The sequence below is a fragment of the Corallococcus sp. M7 genome, from assembly GCF_054512695.1.
Genome location: NZ_CM137252.1, coordinates 2,318,282 through 2,333,588 on the forward strand (window position 1 = coordinate 2,318,282; position 15,307 = coordinate 2,333,588).

A 15,307-nucleotide genomic window follows, 5' to 3' on the forward strand; every position below is an offset into this window, starting at 1 on the left:
ATCAGCGCGCGGCCTTCAGGGCCTTCCAGTCCGCCTCGGCCTGATCCGCGTAGGCCTGCGCGAAGGCGGCCAGCCGCTTCGTGGCCCCCTTCGTGTCTCCGCCCACCCAGTCCTCCAGGCACTTCGCCTGGGCCTGCGTGTTGCCGTGGGCTCGGGCCAGCACGACTCCCGCCTGCTCGAAGGTGGAGCGCAGGGACTTCTTCTTCCCGAGCACGGCGTCGTCCAGCTTGTTCTTCTCCGGCTCCACCTCGCGCACGAGGAACGCCCGGCCGCCCATGTTCACCGCGCCGGTGAGTGGATTCACCGCGCCGCCCAGCTCCTCCTGCGCCTTCACCACCTCCGCGCCGTTCGCGGGCACTGGGGGCGACGCCACACCGGACGCGAGCAGCTCCTTCAGCTCCAGCAACACCGGGGGCGCCTTCGGATCCGCCGCGCCCACGAGCACGTAGTCTCGCTCCAGGCCGTAGCTGCTGCCCCCAGCGTCCAGCCGCTCCGCCAGGTCCAGCACCTTCAGGGGGACGGCCACGCCCTCCGTGCTGTCCAGGGTCTTCTCGTAGGACGCCAGCGCGGTCCGCACCGCCGCCTTCTTCTCCGCGTCCAGCGGCTTGAGCGTGTCCGACGAGAGGAAGCGCGGACCCTTCGAACCGTCGAGCTTCACGTACTTGGACAAGAGGTCCTTGGCGGACGTGTCGCGGGCCTGGTTGATGAGGTCCTTCACCGGGCCGGAGGACTCCTTCTTGTCCAGGAAGGCCCCCGGGTTCGCGTCGCCGTCCGCCAGCAGCTCCAGCGTCTCGAAGTAGTTCTTCGCGAGCGCCTCCACCGCCTTGACCTGCTCGCTGGTGGACAGGCCCGCCTCGCGCGCGATGAGGACCGCGCTGGTGGCCAGCCGCGTGAGGTCCGCCTCTGGCGACGCGGTGCCCGTCTGGTCGAAGTCGTTGAGCCCCCACACCGGCTTGCCCTCTGGACCCCGGAACGTGCCCAGGTTGCCCACGTGCGCGTCGCCCACCACCCGGATGTCCGGCGCGGGCCGGTCCGTCAGCCGGGCCTCCTGCGCGTACGGGCCCCGCAGGTCCGCGTGGAACAGGGCGGGCATGGCGCGGAACATGGCGGAGGGGCTCTCACGCATCTGCGCCAGCTTCTCCTTCAGGCGCGCGGGCGGCAGGTCCAGCCGCGCGTTGAAGTCGCGCACGAAGGCCACGGCCTGTGACGGCTGCCGCTCCAGTCCGGACGCCCGGGCCTGCCTGGGCGCCAGGGTGTTCACCGCCACGCTGTTGCCTGTCCGTGACGTGGTGGCCTGGGGCTGGAAGTCGCTGACGTCGGAGGCAAGCCGCCCCGCTCCGGCCCCGGAGGAGGCGAGCGTCAGGACCGTGGCGGCGACAGTGGAGCCAGACGTCCGGGAGGGGGAGGGCTTGGAGGGGATGCGCATGGGGGACCTTCCGGCGGATTATCGTCAGAAGGGCATCGCGGGTTGTGGGCCCACTCCCGGCGTGCGGGCGGGGGTGCTAAGGAGCGGGCCCATGCTGGAGCGTTTCAGCGACAAGGTGAAGAAGGGCCTGCGCGAGTGGACCGAGCGCATGGCCGGCGAACAGCAGTCCGACCAACTCCAGGCCCTGGCCCGGACGGAGAACGAGTACGGGGTGGATCCGTTCGGGTTCAACCTGGACTACAGCCTGGCCGCCATCGCCCCGTTCATGTGGCTCTACCGCCACTACTTCCGGGTGGAGGCCTACGGCGCGGACCGCATCCCGGCGGGCCGGGTGCTGCTGGTGTCCAACCACTCCGGCCAGCTGCCCCTGGACGGCGCGATGATTGGCATCGCCCTGATGGTGGAGGGCAACCCGCCGCGCGCCATCCGCAGCATGGTGGAGAAGTGGGTGCCGTCCCTGCCATACGTCTCCACGTTCATGGCGCGCGTGGGCCAGATTGTCGGCACGCCGGAGAACTGCCGGCGGCTCTTGGAGGCGGAGGAGGCCATCCTCGTGTTCCCGGAAGGGACGCGCGGGCTCAACAAGCTGTGGCCCCAGCGCTATCAGCTCCAGGAGTTCGGCCTGGGCTTCATGCGCCTGGCGCTGGAGACGAACACGCCCATCGTGCCCATCGCCGTGGTGGGCGCGGAGGAGCAGGCCCCCGCGCTGATGAACCTGAAGCCGGTGGCGAAGCTCTTGGGCTTCCCGTCCTTCCCCATCACCCCCACGGGCACGCCGTTCCCGCTGCCCACGAAGTACCGCATCTACTTCGGTGATGCGCTCCACTTCACCGGCCGCGCGGACGACGAGGACAGCGAGCTGGACAAGAAGGTGCGCACCGTGAAGGCCTCCATCCAGGCGATGCTCCACCAGGGGCTCAAGGAACGCCGGGGGGTGTTCTGGTGAGCGCTTCCACCGAGGAGAAGGACGGCGCTGTCGTGGACAAGCGCCCGGCCGTCGTCGTCACCGGCATCAGCGGCAACCTGGGCCGCACGCTGGCGAAGATGCTGCACAAGCGCGAGCGCATCATCGGCATCGACCGGCGTCCCTTCATCGGGAAGCCGAAGGACGTCGAGATGCACCAGCTGGACCTGCGCAAGAAGAAGGCGGAGGACGTCTTCCGCAAGAACGAGGTCCGCGCCGTCATCCACATGGGCATCATGCATGACCCGCGCATGAGCGAGGAGGAGCACCACTCGTTCAACGTCGTGGGGACCACGCGCCTGTTGGAGTACTGCGCGAAGTACGGCGTGAAGAAGGTGGTGGTGCTGTCCTCGGCGAACGTCTACGGCCCCAGCCCGGACAACTCCAACTTCCTCACGGAGGACGCGCCGCTGATGGCCGCGAGCCGCTTCTCCGGCGTGCGCGACCTCATCGAAGTGGACATGCTGGCGCACAGCTTCTTCTGGAAGCACCCCGACATCGAGACGGTCATCCTGCGGCCCGTCCACATCGTCGGGCCTACCATCAAGAACGCGCCGTCCAACTACCTGCGGCTGCGCCACCCGTGGACCATGGCGGGCTTCGACCCCATGGTGCAGCTCATCCACGTGGAGGACGTCGCCCGCGCCATGGTGGAGGCCCTGCGCCCGGAGCCCAAGGGCGTCTACAACGTCGTGGGCCCCGGCCAGGTGCCTCTGTCCGCGGTGCTGCGCGAGCTGAACCACACCGCGATCCCCGTGCCACACCCCGTGGCCCGGCCCCTGTTGGGCCTGATGTTCCGCTACCGGCTGGCCAACTTCCCGCCGCCGGAGCTGGACCACATCCAGTTCCTCTGCGCCGTGGACGGCAACCGCTGGGTCCAGGACGTGGGCTGGAAGGCCCGGCACTCCATGCGCGACACCATCCGCTCCGTCATCGGCGAGTAGCGGCTTTTCGTGGGACCCCGCGACAGTTCCCTGACAGCCATGTCAGGGGGGACGTGGCGGGATGGCAGGGAGGGCCTGACATCACTGTCAGGCATGGGACGGTGGCGACGGGGAGTGAGTGTCGCCAAGTGCCTGATTTTTCGTGGGAAGCAGGGGTGGGGCAGGGGGGCGCGGCGGTTGGCACTCGCATTGCTCTAGAGACCAGGCAACACGGCGGGGTCGCAGCGGGCCGGAAGTACCGCGCGACATCGTCACCCTGGTAGGGGGTTCCATTGGGGAACTCTCGACGCCCATCGTCTCGGCCGGCCCCGAGACGGTGGGCGACTTTTTTGCGGGCTACGGTGACGGCGGCGCCTCTTGTGGCGGTGTCTCCTGTGGCTCCAGCTCGCCCGCGAAGGGACCGGACAGCTGCTTCTCCAGCAGCCAGACGCCGTCGCGGAAGACGAACTCCGAGGTGACGCTGTCGTTCTGCTCGGTGGCGGAGGGCAGGCGCATCCACTGGATGCGGCTCTGGACGGTGGCGCGGCGGCCGTCGTCGGCGAGCTTCACGCCCTCGATTTCGTAGTCGGTGACGGTGAGGTCGCGGTCGTCGTGGAGCTCGCGGCGCTTGCGTTCGAAGTCCTTGCGCTCCTCGGGGACGATGAAGTTGGACAGGACGCGGTAGTTCCTCCAGCGCAGGTTCTTGTGGAAGCCCTCGACGACGGGCTGGAGCGCTTCCAGGTCCGACTTGGGCGGCGTGTGGGCACAGGCCCCACCGAGGACCAGGGCGACCATCAGGGCAGGCAGGCGGTTCATGCGCGAGACGCTACCAGCCGCTGGGCGGAACGGACGAGGGCAGTGGTATGGTCCGCGCTCCCCCGCTTAGCGCACCGGAGTCGCGACTCAACATGGCCAAGTCGATGGTGGAGCGTTACGAGCAGCTCCTCCGGCAGGACCCGACCTCTTCCGTCTTCGTGGAGTTGGCGAAGGCGCTGCTGGAGAAGGGAGACGCGCAGCGCACCATCGAGGTGTGCACGCAGGGCATCTCCCACCACCCCACGTCCATCGTGGGACGGGTGCTGTGGGGCAAGGCGCTCATCCAGCTGGGGCGGCCCGCGGAGGCGATGGAGCAGTTCGACCAGGCCATCGCCATCGAGCGGGACAACCCGTACGCCTACAACCTCATTGGCGACGTGCTGCTGCAGCGCGGGCTGTACCGCTCCGCGCTGCCGATCCTGCGCAAGGCCGTGGCGCTGCAGCCCAACAACGGGCGCGTGAAGCAGTGGCTGGATCAGGCCCAGCAGGCGCTGTCCGGTGGACCGGCGCCCATCTTCGAGGACCTGGGCGTCCTGGCGACCCCCGCGGCCGCGCCGGAAGAGGACGCGCCGGAACCGCCGGCTCCGGAAGCGGTCCCGTCCGCGTTCGAGGCGCGTGCCGCCGCGGCGGCGGGATTGGAGCCGCGCCGAGCGGCCCGGACGGAGACGCCGGCGGGTGGAACGGATGCGCAGGCGGCCTCCAGGGTCGCCTCCGTCGAGGCGCATGGCGGACCCACGGCCCCCACCGGAACGCCGGTGCCGGAGGACGCGCGGGGCCCCGTGGATGCGGGTGAGCAGGATCGCGGTTCGCCGCGGGATGGCGCGGATCCGATGGATGCGGCGTCCCGTGGCCAGTCGGATCCGGGACAGGAGCCGGGCTCGGGCGAGAGCGCGGATCCGGCGAGCGAGGGTGCTTCGGCCTCGGGCCAGGAGCCCGGTTCGGGTGCCCCCGCGGATCCGGTGGCCGCTGCGCCGTCGGATCCGGATCAGGGCTCGGAGGTTCCTCCCGCTCCCGTGCAGGCGGCGGATCCGGGGGCCTCCAGCCGTGGCCGGAAGTCCGGGATGCTGGCGGATCTCCCGGATGCTCCTCCGGCGGACGAGCCCTCCTCGTCGCAGGGCGGGGGACTGCTCGGAGACCTTCCTCCTCCGGAGGCGGTGCGGGCTCGCCCGGCCGCGCCGGTGACGCCGGCTCCCGTTGCTTCGGCTTCGGGTGGCAAGCGCTCGCTGCTGGACGACATCCCGGACGCGACGGAGCTCGCGGCGGCCGCGGCGCGCAACAAGGCGGCGGCGAACGCGAAGGACACGGAGGCTCTCGCGGCGAAGTACGAGCGCGAGATGCACGAGAAGATCGCCAAGGAGCGGGCGAAGCAGTCCCTCATCGAGCGCTATGGCGCGAAGACCGTGGCGCTCTTCGTGGCCCTCATCTTCCTGGGCGCGAGCGCGGGCTTCTTCATCCTCTACCGCTCCCGTCAGGGCGGCCAGACGCTGTCGGAGACGCTGGAGCTCGCGAAGCGCGCCGTGGCGCAGGACACCGGCGCGTCGCTGGATGAGGCGCTCCGCCAGCTCGAACGCGCGCGCGACATGGACGAGGCGAGCCCCGCCGCGTGGGCGCTCACGGGCTACGCGCACGCGCTGCGCTACCTGGACCACGGCGCCAACGCGGAGGACCGCCGGCTCGCGCTGGAGGCGCTGGAGAAGCCGGGCGTGAAGGACGGCTTCAACGGCCTGGTGCTGGCCACCAACGCGCTCGTCGCCGACGACCGGGCTCGCGAGGCCGCGAACCGTGCGCTGCTGGCCTCTCAGGACGACGTGACGGAGGTGCACGCGCTCGCGGGCAGCCTGCTCATCGCCGCCAAGGACGAGAAGAAGGCCCTGGACCGCTTCGACCGCGCGCTCAAGGCGTCGCCGGGCAACGTCCGCGCGCTGGTGGCGCTGGGCAACTACTACCTCGCCTCCGAGGACTTCGCGCAGGCGCTGGAGATGTTCAAGCGCGCACGCGACGTCTCCAAGGAGCACGCCGCCGCCCGCATCGGGATGGCGGAGAGCCGGCTCGCGCTGGAGCAGGACCTGGACGCGGCGCTGGCGGACGTGGCGCCGCTCGCGCAGGACGCGAAGGTGCCCCCCGCGCTCCGGCCCCGTCAGCAGTTGGTGCACGGCGAAATCCTGTCCGCGCTGGGCAAGTACGACGAGGCGCGCACCCTGCTCTCCAAGGGCACGCAGGGGCCGCTGGCCATGGACTTCCAGCTGGCGCTCGGGGCCGCGGGCCGCGCGGCGGGCAAGCTGGAGGCCGCGCAGCAGGCCTACGAGGCCGCGCTGAAGCTGCAGCCCAAGAGCGAGGCCGCGAAGGAGGGCCTGGGGCGCACGCTGCTGGACCGCGACCGCGAGAAGGAGGCCCTGCAGCGCCTGGAGGCCGATGGCGGGCGCAAGGTGTCGCTGGTGCGGGGCGCGGCGTACGCGCGGCTCGGGGACTGGAAGCGCGCCCGCGTGGAGCTGGGCAAGACGCGCGTGAACGACCGCTATCCGCCGGAGGCCGTCGCATGGCTCGCGCTGGCGGACGCGCACGAGGGCAACGCCGCCCAGGCTCGCGACGTGCTGGAGAAGGCCGTGGCGAAGAAGCCCCGCACGGACCTGCGCGTGGCGCTGGGGCAGGTGTACTGGCGCGAGCGCGCGCTCGACAAGGCGCAGACCCAGTTCGACGAGGCGATGAAGGACCCTCGCGACTACGAGGGCGCGTGCTCGCTGGGGCGGCTGCTCTTGTCGCGCCGCCTGCCGGACATGGCGCTCAAGCCGCTGACGCAGGCGGTGGAGCGCAACGGCGCGCACGGCGAGGCCCGCGACGCCCTGGGCCGCACGCTCCTGGCGCTGGGCCGCACCCCGGAGGCGCTGAAGCAGTTCGAGGCGTGGCAGCTCGACAACCCGGGCAGCGCGGCCGCGCACAAGGGCTTCGCGCTGGCGCTGTACCAGTCCGGCCGCCGCAAGGAGGCGGAGGGCGCGTCCGGCCGCGCGGTGAAGCTGGCTCCGGACGACGCGGAGGGACAGCGGCTGCGCGCGGCGCTCCTGTTCGCCAACGGCGACGCGAAGGGCGGCTTCTCCGCGCTGGAGCGCGCCAACAAGCTGGACTCCAAGGACCCGGACACCTTCTGCGAAATCGCCCAGGCGTTCCTGCGCCAGGGGCAGGTGGAGAGCGCGGACGCGGCCTTCGCGGCGGCGCGGCGGGAAGGGCCGGACGCCACGTGCGGCCGCGTGGGCGAGCTGTACACGCAGCTGCCGGGCGGTGGCCGTGGCGCGGCGCGCACGCTGCAGGACCTGGCCGACAAGGCGCCCACCGTCTGGGACAAGGCCTTCGCCCAGGTGACGCTGGCGCGCGTGCTGCTGGGCGCCGGGGCCGTGAAGGAGGCCCGCGCGGCGGCGGACGAGGCCGTGCGGCTTGCCCCGTACAACGGGCGTGCGTACCTGGCCCTGGGCCTGGTGGCCTTCAAGCAGCGCCAGGAGGCCCCCGCGCGCGAGGCGCTGGCCAAGGCCGTGGAGCTGGAGCCCACGGACGGCCTGGCGCACCTGGCGCTGGCGGACGTGCTGGTGCGCGAGACGGCGGAGCTGCCCCGGGCGGTGGAGGCCTACGAGACCTTCCTGAAGCTCGCCGGGGGCGCGCCGGAGGCGAATCGGGTGAAGAAGGCCCTTCCGCTCCTCAAGCGCCGGGCGTCGCGCTAGCGTGGTCGACGTGAGCGACCCGCGGCCCCCGTCCTCCCCCCTGCTGAAGGTCATGTGGGGCAACGCCTTCCTGCTGTCGGTGCTCTACCTGCTGACGGGCATCGTCGTGGAGTCCATCCGGCGTCGCTACCACGCCCCCTTCTTCGAGCGCCTCTCCATGGCGCTCGACTCGCTGCCGGCGCGGGCGCTGGAGCTGGTGCGCGCCATGGAGCCGCTGCGCGAGGCGTACTTCACCGGCCGCATCAGCGACCTGGGCGTGCGCGTCGTCTTCGGCCTCGTCACCGTGGCCGTCATCTTCCTGCTCGCCCTGGTGGTGGGCGCCATCATGGCCGTGCTGCGCTGGGCGCTGGTTCGCGCCACGCGCGGCGGTGGTGAAGGCCCCCCGCCCGGCAACGGCTAGCGGCGCGACTTCGCCTTGCGGATGCGCGGGGCCACGGGCGCCGCCTGCGGCTCATGGCCCGCGGCGCGCGCCATGAGGCAGATCTCCACCACCTTGGGGCCGAAGCGCTCCCAGCGGCTCTCCCCGGTGCCCTTCACCGCGAGGAAGGACTCCCGGTCCACCGGCAGCGCGGCGGCCAGCCCCAGCAGCGTCGCGTCGTTGAAGATGATGAAGGGCGCGACGTCCAGGTCCTTCGCCAGGTCCTTGCGCCAGCGGCGCAGCTCCATGGAGGCCAGCTCGCTGTACGCCATCACCGGCGCCCCGGACGCGGCCGGCGCTGAACGCGAGGCGGAACCGGACGGCTTGGGCATCATGCTGCCCGCGCACCGGTCGCACTTGCCGCACACCGCCGCCGCGTCCGCCTGCCCGAAGTAGCGCAGGATGAACGCGCGCCGGCACTTCGGCGTATACGCGTAGTCCGCCATCCGCTTGAGCATCAGCCGGTTGAGCCGCTCCTGCTCGCGCACCCGGGAGAGGTCCACCGAGAGCTCGCGGAACGGGACGCGCTCCAGCGCGCGGATGGAGCGCCCCGCGAACGGCCGGCGCACCCGCACCACGCCCGACTTCTCCAGGAGGCTCAGCGCGTGCCGGACGTCGTCCTCCGTCAGCCCCGTGCGCCGCGCGAGGATGGGCAACTCCGTGGTGGCCTGCCGCCCCACGGGGAAGGTCTCCAGCAGCGACCGCAGAAGGCGCTGTGACTCCGCCGCGTGCGGCTGCGCGCTGGCGGCCTTGTCCGTCAGCGTGATGCCGTACTCGCCCTCACCCCGGCCGCCGCGCTCCAGCTTGCCTTCGCGCTCGAAGATTTTCAGGGCGGCGGAGACCTCGAACTCGCTGGCGCCCACCATGCCCGCGAGCGCGTGCACGCCCCGGTCGAACTCCTCCACGGCCTGCAGTTGCGCCCAGATGTCCGACAGCACGGACTCGGACGGGTGGCTGCCTTCGATGAGGCGCTCCTGCGTGTACACGTCCGCGTGGTTGAACAGGAGCACCGCCGTGGCGGGGTTGCCGTCGCGGCCCGCGCGGCCAATCTCCTGGTAGTACGCCTCCACCGCCCGGGGGATGTTGGCGTGCGCGACGAAGCGGATGTCCGGCTTGTCGATGCCCATGCCGAAGGCGTTGGTGGCCACCGCCACCGCCTCCTTCGCGGACATGAAGTCGTCCTGCGCGCGGCGGCGGGCGTCGTCGTCCATGCCCGCGTGGTACAGCACCGCGTTCACCTTGCGCGTGACGAGCGCGGAGTGCATCCCTTCCGCCGCCTTGCGCGTGGAGCAGTAGATGATGCCGCTGCCACCGCCCTTCGCCGCCAGGCTCGCGCACGCGTCCCGGCGCTCCTCGTCCCCGCTGACGTTCACCACGTCCAGGAAGAGGTTGGGCCGGTCGAACCCCTGGGCGAACACCGCCGGGTCCTTCATCAGGAGCACCCGGACGATGTCCTCGCGCACCTCCGGCGTCGCCGTGGCGGTGAGCGCCACCGTGCGCGGAGGACGCAGGCGCTTTCGCACCTGTCCCAGGAGCGCGTAGTCCGGCCGGAAGTCGTGGCCCCACTGGGAGATGCAGTGCGCCTCGTCCACGGCGAACAGCTCCACGCCCAGACTGGCCACCAGCTCCAGGAAGCTCGCGCTGCGGAAGCGCTCCGGCGCCACGTAGAGCAGCTTGTACTCGCGGGCGCGCAGCTTGCGCAGGCGCTCCGCCCGCTCCACGTCCGACAGGGACGAGTTGATGTACGTGGCCGCGATGCCCTTCGCGGCGAGCTGCTCCACCTGGTCCTTCATCAGCGCGATGAGCGGCGACACCACCAGCGTGATGCCCGGCAACAGCAGCGCTGGCAGCTGGTAGCAGAGCGACTTGCCCGCGCCCGTGGGCATCACCACCACGGTGTTGCGGCCGCTGAGGACGGAGCTGATGACGGGCGCCTGGCCGGGGCGGAACTCCGACAGGCCGAAGTGCCGCACCAGTCCCTGCTGGGCATCTTCGAGGAAGGGCAGGGACTCCGTCATCGCGCGCATGTTCATCATCCTGGCTGGGCCGTCAACGCCAATCCCCTCGGGGATACCGGTGTCCCCACGTCACAGCTCGAGCCCCGGAGGAAGGGGAACCGCCAGCGCTGCCCGTTTCAACGCCACCTCGCGCCGCAGCGCCTCCGTCCGCTCCGGGTCCAGGCGGCCGTCCACGAGCACGTCCCCCTCGCGCACGCCCGGTGGCAGCCGCCAGCGCTCCACCGTGCACGCCTGCCCGCCGTCGGTCCGCACCACCTGGGCCCGCGTCTCCTCCAGCACCTCCACCCGGAGGGGGCTCGTCCCCAGTCCCAGCAGCACGCACGCCCCCATCACCAGCCCCCTCCCGAGACGCACTTGCGCCGCCCCTCCCGCTCACTGTCCGGCAGGATGCCCCGCTCCAGCATGGACACGAACGCGCCGTCCCCCACGACGACGTGGTCCAGCAGCTTCACCCCCAGGATGCCCGCGCCCCGCGCCAGGTGCTCCGTGAGCCCCACGTCCTGGACGCTGGGCTCCGGGTCTCCGGAAGGGTGGTTGTGCGCGAACACGATGGCCGTGGCCCGCGAGGCGAGCACCGCGGCGAACACCTCCCGCGGATCCACCGGGCACGCGCTCAGCGTCCCTTCCGCCACCCGCGCGTCATGCACCAGCACGTTGCGCGGGTTGAAGCACAGCACGTGGAACACCTCGCGCCTCAGCGCGCCCAGCGTGGGCGCCAGGTACGCGTGCACCTCCTTCGGATTTCGCAGCCGGGGCCGCTTCTCCGACGAGCGCTGCGCGCGCCGTCCCAGCTCCAGCGCCGCCAGGAGCCGGGACGTGCGGGCCGGCCCCACGCCCCGCCGCGCGCACAGGACGCGCGGATCCTCCTGCACCAGCGCCTTGAGCCCGTCCCGCGTGACGCCGTCCGCCGCGTCCCCCAGCCCCTCCGTCCACAGGAGTCCCAACAACTCCAGGTCGGTGAGGGCCTCCGCGCCCAGCCGGAAGAGGCGCTCGCGCGCATCCCCCAATCCCGCGCCGCGCGCCCTCACCGACCTGCCACCCGTGGCTTCCCCTTCGCCCGGCTCCACCCACGCCTCTCCACCTTGTTCCATCCCGCCTCCGTCCACGCGACGGCGGGCTTGAGCAAGGCATGTGCCCTTCGAGCGCCACTCCGGGACGCCAGGGCAGGGCCCGTCCAGCGGCGTGCGAAGAGGCCCGGCCGCGGGACGGACAGCGCTGCTCCACTCGCACTCCTGGAGTGCGAGGAGCCAGGAAGCGCGTGGCTGGCCGCTAGAAGCGGGAGATGGCGAAGAAGGCCTTGATCTTGTCGTTCGTCTCGCGGAGCCGCTCGCTCAGCGTGCGGACGAACGTCCAGAGGAGGACGTAGGCCAGGTCCTTGTCCGTGAACATCAACTGGTCCAGCTTCGCGCGCTCGATGACCCACACCGTGCAGGAGGTGTGGGCGATGGCGTCCGCGGAGCGGGGCGAATCCTCGATGACCGCCATCTCCCCGAAATACTGACCGGGTTCGAGGATGGCGAGCGCCTCCTCCCCGATGCCCGGCACGGATTTGGAAATGCGCACCTTGCCGTCGGCGAGGATGAACATGTCCTGGCCGGTGTCGCCTTCGCGGAATAGGAAGTCTCCGGCCGTGTGGGTCCGGGACTGGGCAATCCGGGCGACCTTGGCGAGCTGGCCCTGGGTCAATCCCTCGAAGAGCGCAACCTTCTTGAGGACAGCGGCATCCATGGGGTCCAGGTTCGTATCATGGCCAGGAAGGCGGTGTCTGTTACCGTCCGGGCCCGTCAACGTATGAGCGCAGGAGGCGCCGTGTCGCAGGACAAGATCCAGAAGGTCACCATCATCGGCTCGGGACCGGCGGGCTACACCGCCGCCATCTACGCGGCGCGCGCCAACCTGGAGCCCGTGGTGTTCGCTGGCGGCCCCACCCTGGAGCACCCGCAGCGCGTCCCGGGCGGCCAGCTCATGGTCACCACCGACGTGGAGAACTACCCCGGCTTCCCGGAGGCCATCACGGGCCCCGAGCTGATGGAGCGCTTCCAGAAGCAGGCGGAGCGCTTTGGCACCGTCATCCACATGGAGAACGTCACGAAGGTGGACTTCTCCAAGCGGCCCTTCCTCCTGGAGAGCGAGAGCGGCATCCAGATTCGCTCGGAGACGGTCATCATCTCCACGGGCGCCACGGCCAAGTGGCTGAACGTCAAGGGCGAGGACACCTACAAGAACCGCGGCGTGTCCGCGTGCGCCACCTGTGACGGCGCCTTCTTCAAGAAGCAGGACGTGCTGGTGGTGGGCGGCGGCGACACGGCCATGGAAGAGGCCACGTACCTGGCGAAGATCGTCAACCACGTCACGCTCATCCACCGCCGCGACACGCTGCGCGCGTCCAAGGTGATGCAGGAGCGCGCGCTCAACAACCCGAAGATCTCCTTCATGTGGGACTCCGCGGTGGAGGAGGTGGTGGGCGACGGGAAGGGGATGACGGGCGCCGTCGTGCGCAACCTCAAGACGGGCGACAGCAAGCTCGTCAACGCGCACGGCCTGTTCGTGGCCATTGGCCACACGCCGAACACGGAGCTGTTCCAGGGCATCCTGGAGACACACCAGGGCGGCTACCTGAAGACGATTCCGGGCAGCACGCGCACCAACATCGAGGGCGTCTTCGCCTGCGGCGACGTGCAGGACAGCTACTACCGCCAGGCCATCACCGCGGCGGGCACGGGCTGCATGGCCGCCATCGACGCGGAGCGCTGGCTCATCGAGCACGGCGAGTAGTCCGTATCCCTCCTTTCCGTCCCAGCGAGACGACACGCGCATGAAGACGAAGCAGAAGACGGTGGCGGTGCACGCGGGCTCCCGGCTCACCGGGAGCAAGGCCGTGCCCGTCATGCCGCCCATCTTCCCGGCGGCGGTGAACTGGTTCGACAGCAGCGACGATTTGTCCGACGCGCTGGACGGAAAGGACTACGCCTACGCCCGCATCAGCGCGCCCAACGCGGCGCTGCTGGAGGAGGCGGTGGCGGCGCTGGAGGGCGCGGAGGCCTGCGTCGCCTACGCCAGCGGCATGGCCGCGCTGCGCTCGCTGTTCGACGCGCAGCCGTGGAAGGCCGGCGACGTGCTGGTGATGCCCACGGACGGCTACGGCGTCACCCGGGCGCTCTACAGGAACCTGTGCGCCCGCTGGGGCGTGGAGCTCAAGCCCCTGGACGTGACGTCCCCGGACGCGCCCGCGCGCATCCGCGAGTGGCGCCCGCGCCTGGTGCTGGCGGAGAGCATCTCCAATCCGCTCTTGCGCGTGCCGGACATCCGCGCGCTCGCGCAGGCCTGCAAGGACGCGAGCGCGGTGTTCGCGGTGGACGCGACGTTCCCGTCGCCCTTTGGCCAGCGCGCGCTGGAGCTGGGCGCGGACTACGCGGTGCAGTCCACCAGCAAGTGGCTCAATGGCCACAGCGACGCGCTGGGCGGCACGGTGAGCGGTTCCAGGGCGCGCATCGACCCGCTGCGCTCGGCGCGCATCCTGTCCGGTGACGTGCTGGGCCCCTTCGAGGCGTGGCTCACGCTGCGCGGCCTGCGCACGCTGCCCGTCCGCATGAAGGCCCACAACGAGCACGCCGCCCACGTGGCGAAGCGGCTCTCGGACTCGCCGCTCTTGGAGCGGGTCATCTACCCGGGCCTCTCCTCCCACCCCGACCACGCGGTGGCGGCGCGGGTGCTGGAGGGCGGCTTCGGGCCCATGGTGGCTTTCGAAATCAAGGGCGCGGGGCAGAAGGAAGGGGACCGGTTCCTGGAGGCGCTTCGCGTGGCGAAGCCCGGCCCGTCCCTGGGCGACGTGGGCACGCTGGTGATGCACGCGGCCAGCGCCAGCGCGCGCCGGATGACGCCCGAGGAGCGCGCCCAGGCGGGCATCCGCGACAGCCTCATCCGCGTGTCCGTGGGGTTGGAGGATCCGGACGACGTGGCGGACGACCTGCTCGCCGCGGTGGCGAAGGGGGCGGGCCGGTGAAGATGGTGGACGTCGGCGACAAGCCGAAGACGGACCGCGTGGCGGTGGCCACCGCGCGCCTGCGCATGCTGCCCGCGACGCGGGAGCGCATCCTCGCGGGGCAGATTGAGAAGGGGGACGTGCTCGCGGCGGCGCGGCTCGCCGGCATCATGGCCGCCAAGCGCACCCCGGACTTCGTGCCCTTGTGCCACCCCATCGCGCTCGCGGGCGTGGACGTGACGCTCACGCCCGTGGACGAAGGGCTGGAGGTCCGCGCGCGGGTGAAGACGGTGGACCGCACGGGCGTGGAGATGGAGGCGCTTACGGCCGCGTGCGCGGCGGCGCTCACCGTCTATGACATGTGCAAGAGCGTGGACCGCGGCATGGTCATCGAAGCGGTGCAGCTGGACCACAAGTCCGGCGGACGCTCCGGCACCTGGGAGCGCGAGCCCGCCTAGCGCTTCACTTCCGCGCGCAGCCGCTCCATCAGGAAGGCCACCACCGCCAGCGAGTGCGTGATGTGGCCCTCCATGATGAGCCGGGGCAGGTCCGCGCGCGGGTACAGCTCCACGGCGATGTCCTCGCCGTCATCCAGGTCCCCGTCGCTCACGCGCTCGCAGTCCAGCGCCAGGTACGAGTGGCAGCGGTTGGTCTGGAAGGCCGGGTTGGGGTGCACGACGCCCAGCGGCTCCAGTCTCCCGGCGCGGTAGCCCGTCTCCTCTTCCAATTCGCGCGCGGCGGCCGTGGCCGGGTCCTCGCCCGGGTCGATGACGCCGCCGGGCGCCTCCAGCGTCGCCGCCTCGATGCCGCAGCGGAACTGGCGCACCATCACCAGCTCGTCCTGCTTCGTCACCGCGACGACGGTCACCCAGTCCGCGCACTCCATGTGCACGCGGGGGTGCTCCCGGTTCGTGCGCGGATCCGCCACCACGTCCTCGCGCACCTTCACCACCGTGAAGTCGTGCTCCAGCCCCCGGCGCAGACGCGGCCAGGGCTTGATGGGGGACTTGGGCGACTCGGGCGCGGACGACATGCGGCGGGGTTCCTTTCTCT

At 71.3% G+C, this 15,307-nt stretch carries 14 protein-coding genes; 7 read left to right on the top strand and 7 right to left on the bottom strand.

All coding sequences use genetic code 11. From position 1 onward, the window contains the following. Window position 1: 1 nt before the first annotated feature. The gene (locus ACX114_RS09755; protein WP_459296939.1) at window positions 2-1,426 is read right to left on the bottom strand and encodes a DUF2252 family protein; all 1,425 of its coding nucleotides are present in this window, start codon (window positions 1,424-1,426) and stop codon (window positions 2-4) included. 91 nt (window positions 1,427-1,517) lie between these two features. Here ACX114_RS09755 and ACX114_RS09760 point away from each other — a divergent pair, with 91 nt between their 5' ends. Both ACX114_RS09760 and ACX114_RS09765 read left to right on the top strand, forming a co-directional pair. Continuing rightward, window positions 1,518-2,372 carry a lysophospholipid acyltransferase family protein gene (locus ACX114_RS09760; protein WP_459296941.1) on the top strand — a complete coding sequence of 285 codons (855 nt, stop codon included), beginning with the start codon at window positions 1,518-1,520 and terminating at the stop codon, window positions 2,370-2,372. Then, a complete protein-coding gene (locus ACX114_RS09765; protein ID WP_459296943.1) occupies window positions 2,369-3,334 on the top strand; it encodes an SDR family oxidoreductase in 966 nt (321 codons plus the stop codon). Before ACX114_RS09760 ends, ACX114_RS09765 begins: the two co-directional genes overlap by 4 nt. Before the next feature lie 336 nt (window positions 3,335-3,670). Here ACX114_RS09765 and ACX114_RS09770 read toward each other — a convergent pair whose 3' ends face one another. Further along, window positions 3,671-4,129, bottom strand: coding sequence for a hypothetical protein (locus ACX114_RS09770; protein ID WP_459296945.1), 459 nt, complete (start codon window positions 4,127-4,129; stop codon window positions 3,671-3,673). A gap of 92 nt (window positions 4,130-4,221) precedes the next feature. On the opposite strand from ACX114_RS09770, the gene ACX114_RS09775 reads away from it, so the two are divergent. Together ACX114_RS09775 and ACX114_RS09780 are read left to right on the top strand one after the other, a co-directional pair. Then, window positions 4,222-7,836, top strand: coding sequence for a tetratricopeptide repeat protein (locus tag ACX114_RS09775; protein ID WP_459296947.1), 3,615 nt, complete (start codon window positions 4,222-4,224; stop codon window positions 7,834-7,836). 52 nt (window positions 7,837-7,888) lie between these two features. Then, the gene (locus ACX114_RS09780) at window positions 7,889-8,236 is read left to right on the top strand and encodes a hypothetical protein (RefSeq protein ID WP_459300108.1); all 348 of its coding nucleotides are present in this window, start codon (window positions 7,889-7,891) and stop codon (window positions 8,234-8,236) included. On the opposite strand, the gene ACX114_RS09785 is transcribed toward ACX114_RS09780, so the two are convergent. The 4 genes from ACX114_RS09785 to ACX114_RS09800 all read right to left on the bottom strand — a co-directional run bounded on the left by ACX114_RS09785 (window position 8,233) and on the right by ACX114_RS09800 (window position 12,000). Then, on the bottom strand, window positions 8,233-10,290 hold the full coding sequence (locus ACX114_RS09785; protein ID WP_459296949.1) for a RecQ family ATP-dependent DNA helicase: 2,058 nt from the start codon (window positions 10,288-10,290) through the stop codon (window positions 8,233-8,235). The genes ACX114_RS09780 and ACX114_RS09785 overlap by 4 nt on opposite strands. 51 nt (window positions 10,291-10,341) lie before the next feature. Next, entirely contained in the window at window positions 10,342-10,602 is a 261-nt protein-coding gene (locus ACX114_RS09790; RefSeq protein WP_459300110.1) for a DUF3006 family protein, read from the bottom strand. Then, window positions 10,602-11,363, bottom strand: coding sequence for a RadC family protein (gene radC, locus ACX114_RS09795; protein WP_459296951.1), 762 nt, complete (start codon window positions 11,361-11,363; stop codon window positions 10,602-10,604). The genes ACX114_RS09790 and radC overlap by 1 nt, the downstream gene beginning before the upstream one ends. 178 nt (window positions 11,364-11,541) lie before the next feature. Further along, window positions 11,542-12,000 (bottom strand): cyclic nucleotide-binding domain-containing protein, encoded by a 459-nt coding sequence (locus tag ACX114_RS09800; RefSeq protein WP_459296953.1) that lies wholly within the window; start codon window positions 11,998-12,000, stop codon window positions 11,542-11,544. Between the two features lie 63 nt (window positions 12,001-12,063). Here ACX114_RS09800 and trxB point away from each other — a divergent pair, with 63 nt between their 5' ends. The 3 genes from trxB to moaC are packed head-to-tail and all read left to right on the top strand — an operon-like array spanning window position 12,064 to window position 14,712. After that, a complete protein-coding gene (trxB, locus tag ACX114_RS09805; protein WP_459296955.1) occupies window positions 12,064-13,047 on the top strand; it encodes a thioredoxin-disulfide reductase in 984 nt (327 codons plus the stop codon). A gap of 40 nt (window positions 13,048-13,087) precedes the next feature. Then, entirely contained in the window at window positions 13,088-14,275 is a 1,188-nt protein-coding gene (locus tag ACX114_RS09810; protein ID WP_459296957.1) for a trans-sulfuration enzyme family protein, read from the top strand. Further along, the gene (gene moaC / locus ACX114_RS09815) at window positions 14,272-14,712 is read left to right on the top strand and encodes a cyclic pyranopterin monophosphate synthase MoaC (protein WP_459296959.1); all 441 of its coding nucleotides are present in this window, start codon (window positions 14,272-14,274) and stop codon (window positions 14,710-14,712) included. The genes ACX114_RS09810 and moaC overlap by 4 nt, the downstream gene beginning before the upstream one ends. Here moaC and ACX114_RS09820 read toward each other — a convergent pair. Next, on the bottom strand, window positions 14,709-15,287 hold the full coding sequence (locus ACX114_RS09820) for an NUDIX hydrolase (protein WP_459296961.1): 579 nt from the start codon (window positions 15,285-15,287) through the stop codon (window positions 14,709-14,711). The genes moaC and ACX114_RS09820 overlap by 4 nt on opposite strands. Window positions 15,288-15,307 lie beyond the last annotated feature (20 nt).

Coding starts and splice junctions, on each gene's coding strand:
- ACX114_RS09755 (WP_459296939.1), bottom strand. CDS start 1,426: ATGCGCATCCCCTCCAAGCCCTCCCCCTCCCGGACGTCTGGCTCCACT.
- ACX114_RS09760 (WP_459296941.1), top strand. CDS start 1,518: ATGCTGGAGCGTTTCAGCGACAAGGTGAAGAAGGGCCTGCGCGAGTGG.
- ACX114_RS09770 (WP_459296945.1), bottom strand. CDS start 4,129: ATGAACCGCCTGCCTGCCCTGATGGTCGCCCTGGTCCTCGGTGGGGCC.
- ACX114_RS09775 (WP_459296947.1), top strand. CDS start 4,222: ATGGCCAAGTCGATGGTGGAGCGTTACGAGCAGCTCCTCCGGCAGGAC.
- ACX114_RS09780 (WP_459300108.1), top strand. CDS start 7,889: ATGTGGGGCAACGCCTTCCTGCTGTCGGTGCTCTACCTGCTGACGGGC.
- ACX114_RS09785 (WP_459296949.1), bottom strand. CDS start 10,290: ATGATGAACATGCGCGCGATGACGGAGTCCCTGCCCTTCCTCGAAGAT.
- ACX114_RS09790 (WP_459300110.1), bottom strand. CDS start 10,602: ATGGGGGCGTGCGTGCTGCTGGGACTGGGGACGAGCCCCCTCCGGGTG.
- radC (WP_459296951.1), bottom strand. CDS start 11,363: ATGGAACAAGGTGGAGAGGCGTGGGTGGAGCCGGGCGAAGGGGAAGCC.
- ACX114_RS09800 (WP_459296953.1), bottom strand. CDS start 12,000: ATGGATGCCGCTGTCCTCAAGAAGGTTGCGCTCTTCGAGGGATTGACC.
- trxB (WP_459296955.1), top strand. CDS start 12,064: ATGAGCGCAGGAGGCGCCGTGTCGCAGGACAAGATCCAGAAGGTCACC.
- ACX114_RS09810 (WP_459296957.1), top strand. CDS start 13,088: ATGAAGACGAAGCAGAAGACGGTGGCGGTGCACGCGGGCTCCCGGCTC.
- ACX114_RS09820 (WP_459296961.1), bottom strand. CDS start 15,287: ATGTCGTCCGCGCCCGAGTCGCCCAAGTCCCCCATCAAGCCCTGGCCG.